The 12,192-nt window shown below is 53.0% G+C and carries 9 protein-coding genes; 6 read left to right on the top strand and 3 right to left on the bottom strand.

The features are described 5' to 3' along the window. The first annotated feature begins 8 nt into the window (after nt 1-8). The 3 genes from AWJ19_RS02450 (at nt 9) to AWJ19_RS02440 (ending at nt 3,661) form a co-directional block, all read left to right on the top strand. Nucleotides 9-1,088, top strand: a complete 1,080-nt coding sequence (locus AWJ19_RS02450) for an ABC transporter substrate-binding protein (RefSeq protein WP_068721242.1) — start codon at nt 9-11, stop codon at nt 1,086-1,088. Nucleotides 1,089-1,270: 182 nt separating this feature from the next. After that, nucleotides 1,271-2,323 (top strand): LLM class flavin-dependent oxidoreductase, encoded by a 1,053-nt coding sequence (locus AWJ19_RS02445; RefSeq protein WP_068721240.1) that lies wholly within the window; start codon nt 1,271-1,273, stop codon nt 2,321-2,323. A gap of 18 nt (nt 2,324-2,341) precedes the next feature. After that, the gene (locus AWJ19_RS02440; protein WP_068721238.1) at nt 2,342-3,661 is read left to right on the top strand and encodes a DUF1963 domain-containing protein; all 1,320 of its coding nucleotides are present in this window, start codon (nt 2,342-2,344) and stop codon (nt 3,659-3,661) included. 17 nt (nt 3,662-3,678) lie between these two features. On the opposite strand, the gene AWJ19_RS02435 is transcribed toward AWJ19_RS02440, so the two are convergent. Then, complete coding sequence (locus tag AWJ19_RS02435; RefSeq protein ID WP_198536452.1) at nt 3,679-4,215, bottom strand: CDP-alcohol phosphatidyltransferase family protein; 537 nt, start codon at nt 4,213-4,215, stop codon at nt 3,679-3,681. A gap of 126 nt (nt 4,216-4,341) precedes the next feature. Between AWJ19_RS02435 and AWJ19_RS37155 the strand changes: the two genes are divergently transcribed. The 3 genes from AWJ19_RS37155 (at nt 4,342) to AWJ19_RS02420 (ending at nt 6,026) form a co-directional block, all read left to right on the top strand. After that, entirely contained in the window at nt 4,342-4,470 is a 129-nt protein-coding gene (locus tag AWJ19_RS37155) for a hypothetical protein (protein ID WP_277815775.1), read from the top strand. Between the two features lie 117 nt (nt 4,471-4,587). Next, the gene (locus tag AWJ19_RS35560) at nt 4,588-4,893 is read left to right on the top strand and encodes a hypothetical protein (RefSeq protein ID WP_198536451.1); all 306 of its coding nucleotides are present in this window, start codon (nt 4,588-4,590) and stop codon (nt 4,891-4,893) included. Between the two features lie 479 nt (nt 4,894-5,372). Beyond that, entirely contained in the window at nt 5,373-6,026 is a 654-nt protein-coding gene (locus tag AWJ19_RS02420) for a hypothetical protein (protein WP_068721234.1), read from the top strand. A gap of 229 nt (nt 6,027-6,255) precedes the next feature. On the opposite strand, the gene AWJ19_RS35555 is transcribed toward AWJ19_RS02420, so the two are convergent. Together AWJ19_RS35555 and AWJ19_RS02410 are read right to left on the bottom strand one after the other, a co-directional pair. Then, on the bottom strand, nt 6,256-7,743 hold the full coding sequence (locus AWJ19_RS35555) for an S-layer homology domain-containing protein (protein WP_068721232.1): 1,488 nt from the start codon (nt 7,741-7,743) through the stop codon (nt 6,256-6,258). Further along, a complete protein-coding gene (locus tag AWJ19_RS02410) occupies nt 7,632-12,008 on the bottom strand; it encodes a bacterial Ig-like domain-containing protein (RefSeq protein ID WP_068721230.1) in 4,377 nt (1,458 codons plus the stop codon). Before AWJ19_RS02410 ends, AWJ19_RS35555 begins: the two co-directional genes overlap by 112 nt. Nucleotides 12,009-12,192: the final 184 nt, after the last annotated feature.

Raw genomic sequence — 12,192 nt, 5'->3', positions numbered from 1 at the left:
TAAGAATAATGAGAAACGTATTCAAAAAATTTGCACCGATACTGGCGGTTTTGCTGCTGGTAGGAATACTTTCAGCCTGCTCATCCGGTACACAGAATGAGAATGCTTCTGCTGCTACGGCTGCGCCAACCAATACGGCTGCGGAGGCAACCGAAGCTCCGACTGCTGCTCCGAGTACAAACACGGTATATCCGCTGACTATTGAGAATTACACTAATAACGGTGAGGGCACCGCATGGACAGCCAAGTCAGTGACCTTTGACAAAGCACCTGAGAAAGTCGTAGCTAATACTCAAGGTGCCGCTGAGCTGCTGATTAAGCTGGGCTTGACTGATAAAATGGTAGGCGTTGCCGCACTGTATGGTGCAGGTGATCCTTCGGTCCAGGAGGAATTCAAAAAAATTCCTGTAATCTCCGAAAATTATGCCAGCAAAGAGCTGGTTGTCGGAGCAAGTCCGGACCTGGTTCTGGGACGTGCCGACCTGTTCGCGGACGCTGACTGGGGAGTTGGAACCGTGGAAGGCCTGAACGGGCTGGGTATCAAAACCTACCTGCAGAACACCAGCGTGAAGGGTGCTACTCTGGACAGCCTGTACAAGGATATCGAGCAGCTTGGCCAAATCTTTGATGTACAGGAGAACGCTGCTGCTTATATCGAGGAACTTAAACAACGTGCACAGAAGATTAAAGATGAATCTGCAGCCAGCAACGCCAAGACCTTCGCTTATGTATCCGACGGCGGGAACGGGGCAATTGCCGTATACAGCGGAAATATTGATACGTTTGCCGGTGATGTGCTTGGTTTGCTTGGTCTTAAGAACAGCTTCGGTGACGTTACAGGCGATGTCAGCAAAGAACAGCTGCTTGCCACGAACCCTGATGTACTGCTCCTCTCCGTATACACCGGCGGTGTTGATCCGCAGACGACGCTGAAGGCCTTCTATGCTGATCCGTCGCTGCAAAGCCTGAATGCCATCAAGAATAAGGCGATCTACCTGATCGATTTCAACCAGTTCTGGGGCTACAGCTACTCTATCTTTGACGGGGCTGAGAAACTGCTGTCCGATATTTTGGCTAACCAGAAATAAGGATATCATTACGAAAAGCAGGCTCGGCGGCCATACGGCTGTCCGGCCTGCTTTTTGCTGCGGCCGGGAGCCTATATAAATATTAATTTTGAATATTCAGCAATTTAGATATAGAATGATGGAATAGTGAAGTGATGGTAATAGTGTAATAGTGATTAACAACAGCTTGGGGGAACAGAACCGTGGAACTTGGTATCAGTACATTTGTGGAAACCACACCCGATGTGGTCACAGGGAAAACAATGAGCCACGCAGAACGGCTGCGTGAAGTAGTAGAAGAAATCGTTCTGGCCGATCAGGTCGGTCTGGATGTGTACGGTGTCGGGGAGCATCACCGGCCTGATTTTGCCGCTTCATCTCCTGCAGTGGTTATGGCTGCAGCAGCAAGTCTGACGAGCAGAATCCGCCTGACCAGTGCAGTGATGATTCTGTCATCGGCTGACCCGGTGCGGGTCTATCAGGATTTCGCCACTCTGGACGGACTAAGTAACGGACGGGCTGAGATTATGGTCGGCCGGGGTTCTTTTATAGAATCATTTCCGCTGTTCGGCTGCGATCTGCAGGATTATGAGAGCCTGTTCGATGAAAAGCTGGACCTCCTGATGAAGCTTCAGCAGTCTGAGCGGGTGACCTGGGAAGGCAGACACAGACCCGCTATACATAATTTAGGAATATATCCGCGTCCGGTACAGGACCCTTTACCGGTCTGGATTGCCAGTGCGGGAAGCCCGGAATCCGCAGTACGCTCCGGAGCACTCGGCCTGCCGTTTGCGCTGGCAATGATTGGCCCGGTCCGGCCGCTGGATTTTGCCTCGCAGGTGAAGCTGTATAAAGAAGCTGCAGCAGCAGCCGGCCATGACCACGCCAAGCTGCCTGTTGCAGCCCATGCCCATGGCTTTGTTGCGGAAAGTACGCCGCGGGCAATCGAGCAGTTTTTCCCGTCAACCTTTGCCAGAACCAATGTCCGGGCGGTTGAGAAGAACCTGCCTCCGTATACCCGTGCAGATTATGATGCGGCAGTCAGTCCGGAGGGTGCGTTATTCGTCGGCGATCCGCGGACAGTTGCGGACAAAATCATTCAATTGCGCAAAGAAGTCGGAATCACCAGATTCCTGCTTCATGTCCCGCATGGTACCATGGCCCACGCCGAGGTAATGGAGTCCATCAGGCTCCTGGGAACAGAGGTTGCTCCACTGGTGCGCGAGGAGATAGCCCGCTGGGAGGAGAATCGTTAGGCAAAAGGAGGATTATCAATGACAGAACGCATCCCCTGCAAAAGTGAAGGCTGCAGCGCGACCATTCTTCCGGCTACGTTTCAGAAAACCGGCGGCTACTGTATGCCCTGCGTGCAGGAAAAAGAACGTCAGGAACGGCAGGCCTACATTATGAAGCACCGTCAAACAGTGGATTTATATGCAGGCATTACGGACCCTGTTGAGGTGCTGAAGATTATGCATGCTTCCAGACCTTATGACCCGCTCATTGTGTACACGACCTATAGATCCGGCAAGGAGGAGCTGTACCGTTCACTTTCCAAAGAGGACGCCTGCAGGCTTGAGGCTTATGCTATTGAATTACTGCAGACAGGGGATGAAGAGGTCTGCACTGAAATCCTGATGTCGCTGGTCTGCTATAACAACCGGCTGCTTAGCAGAACCGGCATTATTGCTGAGCTGATTCACCGGGAAATATACGATCCGGCATTTTTGTATAAACATGCACCGGCGGATATCCGGGATCTGCTGCTGGAGCAGGTGGAAACAGACGGGGAGAACCGTAATTCCCTGCTGCTTATACTAAGCTGGATCGGTGACGATGTTGTCGTTCAGCGCTTCCGGGAATGGCGGGAGCATGCACCGGAATGGGTAGATGAGCTGTATATAGCGCCTGAACGGTATGCACATGAAGCCGGCTGGGAGCTGACTGCGGACGGGAAGCGGCGGGATTTATTTTATCCGGATAATTATGCCATTGTAAAAACAGCCGGAAATACAGTGCCCTCTGGCGAAACGGCACACTTTGAGGATACCGGTGCAGCCTTTCTGAAGGAAAGCAGTCAGACCTGTGCCTGGTGCGGGAGCCGGCTGACGGTCCTTATGGATATTGCTGCCGGACATCCTGCGGTTCAACATTTCCCTCTGACCGGACAACGGCTGCAGGTGCAGACCTGTGTCATTTGCAGCTGTTACGGTCCGGTGTACATGGAGCTGGATTCCTATCAGGGAGCGCGGTGGAATGATTTTAACAGAAAGCCTGATTATTTGCGGGAGACAGATCCGGATGAGGATAGCCGGGCATACCTGTCTGCCGGAAAACAATTCCGGATAGCAGAGGAACCGAGGAACACCTATCATGCCGTTCAGTGGACCATGGAGCCTTGGGCTTCGCAGATTGGCGGATATCCGACCTGGATTCAGGATGCAGAATATCCAGAATGTCCCTGCTGCTCGCAGCGCATGCATTTTATCGGCCAGCTGGACTGGGAAGCGGTAGAGGAGTACGGGGAAGGGATCTATTACATGTTCCTATGCCCCGAGGGCAGAATGTCTGCTACACTGTTTCAGCAGTCGTGATGTATGTTGCTGGCAAGCTATCTTTTCCATTGGAAATAACGGGTATCTCTATTTAGCTCCTGTGATCTGCAATTGATCGCCAGCTCCTCAAGGGCTGACAGGCTGGCCGCGAAGCACAGCAGGCTGGCGGTTACCGCAAGTCCAAGCAGATCGTACAGAAACGGGAAGCAGAACAGCAGCAGTCCGGTTGCCTTGTTAGCATAGGTATGGATGAACGCGAGAGCGCGGTATCTGAACCATCCGGTCAGAAGGGAAGCGGTGCGGATGGCGGCAATGCCGGCTATCCAGCAAATGATCCATACAGACAGCTGAAGGAGCGGGAGGAAAACCAGCAGTAACACGCCTATAAAAAATACATCGGCTACACTGTCGAGACTTGCGCCAGCTTCGCTGGCGCTGTTTGTTTTACGTGCGATATAGCCGTCCAGCACGTCGGTTACCCCGCATACTGTATATATGGTCAAAAACAAGCCGGATAGCGGCTCTGCAAACAGCAGGCTGAGCGAGCCGATGATCCGCATAACGGTGAGCGCGTTAGGGAGATGTCTGATCATTATGCCTCCTGACTATGACTTCCACGAATTAACATATTTCTAGTAACATTTGTAACAGTGTTTAATGCTAGAATTTGATAAAAATAGGTTGTAAGCGTTTTTTATAACATGACTGGGGGAATGTTTGTGAAAAAAGTTACAAAATTAATGCTGGTGGCTGGACTCTCACTGGCACTTGTAGGCGTAGGCAATAGCGGTGCACTTAACAACGTATCTTCTGCAGCAAGTGCACCTTTGAAAGTGGGCCGTGTATAGGCAGCAGCCCACGGGACTAAATGCTTTACTGTAGCAGTTGCAGTCGTTCAGAACGGTGTAATCGTAGCTGCTTCGCTGGATGACTACCAGTTCCTGAGCACTGATGTGGCTAAGGGAGTGCCTAACTCGGATAAAGACTTTGGCCAGAATTATAAAGATCCTAACGTCGTTCTTGCTTCCAAAAAAGCCAACAGTAAATACTACAGTGAGCACATGGCAGAAGCTGCAGGCTCTACAGTAGCTTATGACAAGAACCTGGCAGCGATCGAGAAATTCGCAACAGGCAGAACCATCAAATCACTGGAACAGACCCTGACATACAAATCGGCTGAGCAGGTAGTCGATGCAGTAAGCGGAGCCACTCTTGTGGATACCCATGGTTACCTCAAGGCAATTCTCGACGCAGCCAAGGCGGCCAAATAAACCGCTGTAACTTAGAGAGGTGCAGACACCTTCACAGTGATCGCTGTGAAGGTGTCTTTTTGCGTGCCGGAATCAAACCATCAAGCACCAGCGGACGCCGAAAGGATCAGCAAACTGCACCATGCACGGACTGTAGAAAACCGGACCGAGCGGCGTAATGGTTGTGCTTACGGTCTTTATGCTGTCGTAGGCCTGTTTCAGTGCAGCTTCGTGCTCAAATATGGCAACAAGCTCCTGGACTGACTCTGCCGGATAACCGGCTGTACCGTCATAATCACTCAACATGTAGAATGAGATATAAATATTTTACAGGAAATAGTTTTCACTGTATTGTAAAATTACGACACAAGCGCGGGTAAAAGCCCGCCGCTGCAAGGATTGTTATGCCTGTGCAGGCAGACCGGCTTCGGGTGGGAATGAGGATTATATTTTACCCGGGGCCGGTTGATGGTATGATAGATAGCGGGGTGAAAAGACGAATGAATAATGAGAATGAAACAGTAAATGAAACAGCAACTGAAACAGCGACTGAGGAAACCGGCAATAACCCGGCAGGTATGACCGAAGAGAAATGGAACGAGCTGATCAAAGCGGTTCATCATAATGGTATGGTAGCTTTGAAAATGTACTTTAAAGAGGTGCAGAGCCAGATTATTAATCTGGCGGCTTTTGGACCTGTCTTTGTATACCATGTGAAAAATGAATCGGGCGATGTTTATTCGACCGGATTTTTCCTGCGCGAGCTGGTGAACCGGTTCCAGTCGGACAAGAACCCGGAAGTATGGGTATCCTCCTTCTTCCACGAAATGATGAAGACCAAGGGAGGCCAGACGCTTCCGAAGCAGCCGGAGAGCGAAGATGAGGCTAAGGCGATCATCGACAACAAGGTGATTCCTTTGTGCATCAAGACAGTGGAAGAAGAATTTGCGCCGGAGAAGGTACACGCAGGATTGGCCTGGAATGAAGACCACGGACCGGTATTCGAGGCAGGCTTCCCGTCTATTACAGACGGCAACAATGTCTGTGCTGTTCCGCTCCAGCTGCTCTTCACACACTTCCAGCTGAACCGCGATCCATCCGAGCTGGTGCTTGCCGGGATGTACAACATCCGGAAGCAGCACGGACTGGAATAGGACGGGCTGGTTATCTGCTGAAGGTACAAGTAGCCAAACTCAAACCCATAGTGTCGGGTGCTTTACTGATAGTGGCTCGTAAACTACTAGACAGATATACACAAAGAGACGGCAGAAGTGCCGTCTCTTTGTGCTGTATGGAGAAGTCTATTTAGGATCTCATCGTTAGCGACCTGACGCCGGTAGTGCATATATCGCTGCTTGTTACAAAAGGTCTCCTTCTTTGCAGCTATTGCCGCATTAGAATCCGGTAGATCAAGACAGCTGCTTCAGCACGGGTGGACAGGTCCGACGGATGCAGAAGGCCGCCTGCATCTCCCTTAATAAAGCCAGCCCCAGCCAATGCGGTAATGTCAGCGGCAGCGTAGGAGGCAATACCAGCCTGGTCGGCGAAATTAGCTGACGCGCTGGCTGCGGCGGCGGAGTCCCCTTGCAGGATACCCGCAGCCTTGAGCGCTCTGGCCGTCATCACAAACATATCCTGACGGGAGACCGGCGCTTGCGGATTAAAGCTGCCGTCCTGGCGGCCGTTAATCAGACCATGCTGCTTGGCTGTCAACAAATCGCCGTAGAAGTAATCTTCCGGCTCAACATCTGTGAAGCCTGCGCCGGTGCTGCCTGCGGTACCGGACAGATTCAGCAGCCGCACCAGCATTGAGGCAAAGTCTGCCCGTGTGATGGACTGTCCCGGCATGAAACCGCCCTCAGGTACGCCTTGGATAATCCCGCGCGAAGCCAGAACCTCGATTTCATTCTTGGCCCAGTGCTGGCCGGAGACATCCCCGAAGGCCGGATGATCAAGGACCGCCGCATATTGCCCGGCAGGATGATTAGACTGGAAGACCGCCTGCCGTCCTTCGGCATCATAAGCACTGTTCACGACCGGCTTAATGGTGCCGCTGCCGCTGACCTGCCAGACAACGATAAACGGGTGTTCGGAAGCAGGCAGGGCAGTCTGGTAAGGCAGACGAATTCCGATTGCTGAGCTCAGGCTGTCAGCTCCTGTTGCCTTGCCGTCCACCAGAAGCTCATAGGCTATAAGCGGAGAGCTTCCCGGCTGTCCTTTCAGGGCACCGGAAGGTTCAGCGATGCTTACCTTCAGCATAACCGTACTGGCACCTGTGAGCTTTGCTGACCGGAATAGTGTATCCGGGAGCACAAAGTCCGCGATGGCAGTATCTACCTCCAGCTGTACCCTCGAGTTCACGGTTGTAAACAAGGACGCAGGGAGTGTAATTTCATACGCGCTGAAGCCGTCTGCCGCGTTCTCCTTCAGCCGGAGCTGAAGCAGCCGGGTGCCGTCTGCCTGGCTCTTAGCCTGGGCAAGCCCATTTTGCAGCGTGGTATCAGTCAGTGCCGCCCGGGCCGTGCCTTGTGCAGCCGTAACAGGGAGGGTAACGCTGACGCTTCCATCCGGCTGTACCGCCGTTACAGCAAGATCAGCTGTTGCTCCGGTGCCGCCCGGAATCGCCGGAACTGCGGTGGCTGCCGGCTGCGGTGTTGCACTTGGGCTTGGAGTTGCCCCTGGAGTTGAAGTCGCAACAGGCTCTTCCCCTCCGGGTTCATTGTCACTAAACGGAATGAATTTCAGGAAATCGCCCCAGATCACGTTCCCGGCAGCATCTCTTGCATAGGAGCTGACCGGGGTAAGGCTGGCGAAGTTGGCATCGCTGAGCTGCTTGCCGGACTTGTTCGCCGATACGGTTCCGTCATACATAAAGTTATTGTCTGCTGCCAGTCCCGGCGGATACTGGTCCTTGGCAATGCTGGCCGACCGGTAAGACAGGAAGCCGTCAATAGTAAAATCCGGTGTGATGTGATCATAAGTGGTGAAGCTGAGATTGCGCGCGTATTGTTGAAGCCGACATTGTTCTCGGCAATGACGCCGGGATTGCTGTTGCTGGTATAGCCGTACGCTCCATTGCCGAAGGCGATGGAATTACGGATCGTATGATGGACCGAAATCCCTTCCCCGCCGAGCTTGAAGCCGTTTTTGTCACCTGCACCTACCGTTCCGTCTGTCAGACGGCCGTTGTTGAAGGCGGCGCTGTCCTCGATCAGCACAGCACCAATCGCTCCCGTTCCCGCCTTGGTGTACAAATCCCACCCGTCGTCAATATTGTTGTACGACAGGCAGCCTCTGAACACATTGCCGACACCGGAGGTCAGCTTGGCTGCGAAGCCGTCGGCATTATTATCGGAAGGGTCACGGTTATCGAAGGAGGAGCTGTTCAGAATCAGGTTATACGACGGCCAATCTGCGATTTCCGCAGCGGTTCCGTCCGTCCGGCTGATCTGCAGGCCGGTGTCGCCGTTGGCGTAAAAACGGCTGTTTTCAACGATGTTATGATTGCCGCCCACGGTAAAGCCCTTGGTATTGCCGGCCGTACGTGTGAAATCCAGTCCCTTGATGTGCCAGTAGCTGCCGCTCAGCAGGACGCCTTCTGTTTTTTTGTCAAAATCAAAAACCGGTCTTGCTCCGGGAGCAGCTTCAAGCACCTTCATGGCATCTGGCGTCCCGTCATTGTATTTCTTAATCTCCAGCTTGCTGCTGCGCACGTACCGGCCGTCCAGGACGACAATATGCTGTCCCGGCTGTACGAAATCAATCGCGGTATCAACATCGAGCGGATGCTCCATCGTACCGTCCCCGGAGCTGGTTCCGGCAGGAGAGACGTAGATATCACTATTGTCAGCATAGCTTTTCATAGTAACGGTGAAGTTGCGGACGATTTTATCGTAGGAGGTCAGGTACTGGGTATCATCCGGCAAAAAGCTGATGCTGAAATTCGTATCCTGCGCCGCAAGTGCAGCCGGAAGTGCAAGCCGTTTGCCGGCTGCAGCTCTGACATCCTGGGCAATTACAGCAGAGCCCTGCTTCAGTGTGACCGTTCCGCTGACATTCGGCCGCAGAATCAGCTGATATTCAGACAGGGAGGTTCTGCCCAGAGAAAGGATGTCAAAGGCTGGCGTAACCGGATTTTGCGGCGGATCTACCTTAGGGGCATCCGTCGCCGCCGAGGTTACGGTCAGCTGAATGCTGCTGACATCGATGGTAGCAAGCCGGGCTGTGTAGAAGCCGACATACATTTTGCCGTCCTGCACGTTCAGAATATCCGGTGTAAAGAACACCGCCTGCTTACCGTCGTTAAGCTGGCCTCTGAAGCCGCTGTTAGTCTTGGATAACGTCAGACGGTAAGGGGCTGCAGGGAACGTATTGCCTGGAGCAGGCTGCTCATTCTTCAGCATAACAGCCTGGATTCCCTTGCTGCCGGCCCCGTCAGAGGACTCCACTCCGGTGCGAACGAACAGCTGGGTTCCGTTGCTGCTCTTGGTGCCGCCGCTGTAGCCGCCGATTGCCGCAATGTTAGAAGCGAACACGCTGGAATTGCCTGCGGTCCCGATGACATCCCGGGCCATGATACCAAAGGATTCCTGGCCGTCATGCGGGGATTTGGCATAGGCCGATACCTGAATGTCTGCAGACAGCACGAAATTATCCTGTGCCGCATCCAGCACGGTGTAGTAGAACGTGATGCCGTCATGATCCTCAGTCACCTTGCCCCCGCCTTCCAGGGCAGTCAGACGGACGGAGCCATCCTCGCGGACAAGCGTCTGGTTATTGGCAGCGGATGTAGACTGGCCGAATTGGATGCTGTTCCATACCGGCTGAGATGCTTCTCTTACCGTTACAGAATAAGTAATGGGATCAATAGAGTGATCAGCCGGAATAATCCCGATAGCATACACCCCGGGTGCCCTGTTGTTAAACTTGCTTGTGTCAAGCGTATAGCTGCTCAGCACTTCTCGGTCTCCGTTGTCGTATACCTTGGAAACGGCCAATCCTTCGCTGTCAAAGCTGTCGTCCAGCAGGAAGGTTGTTTTTGGATAGGCTGTGACTTCAATGCCGGTCAGCTGTTTTATTTTGACCTGAACAGGAAACTTAGCGGTAACTCCTTTGTGGCTCACTGTAATTTCCTTAGTGCCTGGAGCCGATGTATCAAGCGGGGAAACCGTGTATTCCTCTTTTATCAGCCGCTGTGATGTCCCGTCGCTGTAATGCGCGTAGAGCACAAGGCCCTCCAGCTTAAGCGAATCCCCGATGTAATATACAGTCTGCTCCGGGAGATTGCGGATCTCCAGATTACTGAGAGCAGCATCCTGAACCTTAATGTCAAAGGCAGTTGTTACTTCCGGTGTCTCCACTGAGGTGACAGTCACCTCATAAACGCCCGGTTCGGTAAACAGGTATGGCGCCTGCTCCGTTACACTCTGACCTTTTATGGAGAGCGAGTAGAGACTGGCGTCCAGTTCTGTCGCTGCCTGGCTGCCGTTATAGCCGGCCAGCAGGACAAGACCCTGCGAATCGAAGGCATCGCCCGGATAATAGACCGTTTTGGCCGGAAAGTATTTGACCGTAAGCCCGGACATGGACAGCGGAAGAATCTGCAGGGTAATTGCCGCAGACGCGCCATTATAATGAATAGTTACCGTGTTTGCCCCGGCTTTGCTGCTGTCAAAGCCTGTAACGATAAAGTCAGCCGGTGACAGGACAGCCTCACTATTATCGGAGTACAGTGCTTTAACAGACAGGCCCGTCAAGTCAAGCGCCTCCCCGATGAAATAAGAGGTCTTTAGCATCGTACTGGCATCAGCCGTCAAGGCGGTGACCGTTTTGGTCTCCAGCCTGATACTGATATCGCTGAAGGCGATAACGGCATCCCTGGCAGCGTATACCCCTGCAAACAGCGTATCACTGAAGGCTCCGTCCAGGGTTACCGTTTCGGTCTGGCCGCCGGCGCTAAGCTGCAGGGTGTTGCCGGATTTTTTGATACGGAGCCCGTATTCTTCACCGGCGGCCGGAGCAGGAATACCGCTGAACGGACTCAGCTTCACCTGGGCCGCCTGCTTGTAAAAGGCCTTGATTACCTGATCCAGCGCACCGACTGCAGCGTAATTGGAGGTTGCTGCAGCGGAATCGCCGTTTATCCCCACGCTGTCCCGCAGCATCAGTCCGAATGATTTCTGGTTCGGCGTGCTGATGCTGCTGTTGCTGTTGAACGAAATGACCTTGGCTGTGGCTGTAAGCTCAAAATTAGCCTGGGCAGGTATCTCCCTGAAATAGAAGGAAAGCCCTTCGTCGCTGCCGGAGATTTTTCCGCCGTAGGTTTCCAGAGTCACCGAGGTCTCAGTTGCGTCCACTGGCGCAGGGTTCTTCACTGCACTGGTGTTCCCGCCAAAAGCGCTGTACGTCCAGGGACCGAGCTCTATGGGCTTCTCCTGAAGCAGCTGTACATTACTAAAAGTAACGGTTGTGTTCCTGGCGGTATAAAGTCCGGCATATTGAGCAGCACCGCCGAAGCCTTCGAGCGTTTTGGTTACACCGTCAAGGGTGAATACATACAGATTCCCGGTTTTTCGGATGCTGAGATCGTAATCCTCACCGGCTGCAGGCTTGCCGGCTGTATCAAACAGATAGCCGGTCTTCTGCAGGCTGCCGCCCTGCTTATAAAACGCTTTCATTTCTTGGTCCAATGCGCCAAGTGCAGTGAAATCCCCTGTGTACGCCCCGGACTGGTTATCCCACACATTGCTGCGCAGCATAATTCCGAACGACACCTGATTGTTCGCTGTCCAGGCATCCACATGAGCTGTAGCCTTGAGCTCGAAGTCCGTTTCCGGATCAATCTGCTGAAAATAATAAGCGATCCCCTCGGTGCTGCCGGAAATTTTGCCGCGGTCGGCAGAACTGCGCAGGGTAACAGTAGAATCCGCCTGCTCCGTGATGCCGAAGTTCGCCGCCGTAATTTTGTCCTGTCCGCCTACATCGCCGAACACGCTGCCCTTCCAGCTGCTGCTGATGTTGATCATACCGGCAGCCGGATCAGCGTCAGAACCTTCTGCTGCAGAGACGGGCGGCGGAAGCGAGGATGACAGTAACAGGATGGATGTGAGTACAGACAGCAAGCGTTTTTTATACAAAACCGGAATCCCCTCCATATATACCTGTATTCGACCGGCCGGATGGCCTGATCAAGCGAAATTATACCGTAAGGCCGGAAAGTGCGGCTACAATCAATAACTCACATCTTGCGGTTCAGGGGAGAATTGGCAAAAATATGAGCTAATGATACTAGGATTACCAGTACTTGACCTATGCCCGAAC

Source organism: Paenibacillus sp. DMB5 (assembly GCF_001517085.1).
Lineage (GTDB): Bacteria > Bacillota > Bacilli > Paenibacillales > Paenibacillaceae > Paenibacillus_AQ.
This window is presented reverse-complemented; position numbering and strand designations above follow the sequence as displayed.